The sequence below is a fragment of the Virgibacillus sp. AGTR genome, from assembly GCF_016919725.2.
In the GTDB taxonomy this organism is placed as follows: Bacteria; Bacillota; Bacilli; order Bacillales; family Amphibacillaceae; genus Virgibacillus; species Virgibacillus salarius.
The window spans coordinates 1-1,001 of the sequence record NZ_JAJERH010000168.1; the positions used below are offsets into that span (position 1 = coordinate 1).

The 1,001-nt window shown below is 36.7% G+C and carries 1 protein-coding gene; it reads left to right on the top strand.

The window, feature by feature from the left end; all coding sequences use genetic code 11:
• Nucleotides 1–1,001 (top strand): IS1182 family transposase (locus JUJ52_RS23030; RefSeq protein ID WP_228089246.1); only part of this gene is annotated, 1,001 nt, incomplete at both ends.

Consider the following 1,001-nt stretch of genomic DNA (forward strand, 5'->3'; position numbering starts at 1 on the left):
CCTGAAATAGAAAGGGAAAGTTCCGATGAACTTTCAAAGGAAGAACTCAGTGAAGTGGTTAAAAAGCTAGATGAAAAAGTAGAAAAATATGATAAAGCAATCGAAGAAAGCAAAGAAGCAAAAGAACGCAAACAACTTCGTTCCGAACGAAAAGAACCCAAGCAATACCGTAAACAATTCCAAGATTTTGAAGCTCGTAAACACAAATATCAAAAAGATATGGCAATCTTAGGCGATCGCAATAGTTATTCTAAGACAGATCATGATGCCACTTTTATGCGAATGAAAGATGACTATATGAAAAATGGTCAACTTAAAGCAGGTTATAATGTACAAATTGCGACCGAAGGTCAATACACATTAGCCTACGATGTATTTCCAAATCCTACGGATACTCGCACGTTTATTCCTTTTCTCGATAGTATTGAAGATAGGTACTTTCAATTGCCCGAGCATATTGTCGCCGACGCAGGTTACGGTAGTGAACAAAATTACAGTAATGTACTTCATAGAAAAAGAACGCCACTGATTACTTATAATTCCTATCGGATGGAAAAGAAAAAGAAATATAAAACAAATCCTTTCCATGTATCCAACTGGGACTACGATTCAGACGGAGACTTTTTTACTTGTCCAAATGGAAAGAAAGTATCCTTTCATTACCTATCAAACAGAAAGGATAAGGCCGGGTTCAAACGAACCTTTCATGTTTATGAATGTGAACATTGTTCTAGATGCCCATTACGCGACCAATGTACCAAAGCAAAAGGGAATCGAAAGATTTATTACAATGCTCAATGGGAACAGCAAAAAGCATATATAAGAGAGCAGCTTTCAAAAGAAGAAACAGGAAAAATCTATGGTAAACGAAAAATAGATGTAGAACCTGTCTTCGGATTTTTGAAGGCCAATTTGCGTTTCACTCGAATGTCGGTGAGAGGCAATTCGAAAGTGGAAAATGAATTAGGATTTGCCTTTATGGCGGTGAACTTAAGAAAGTA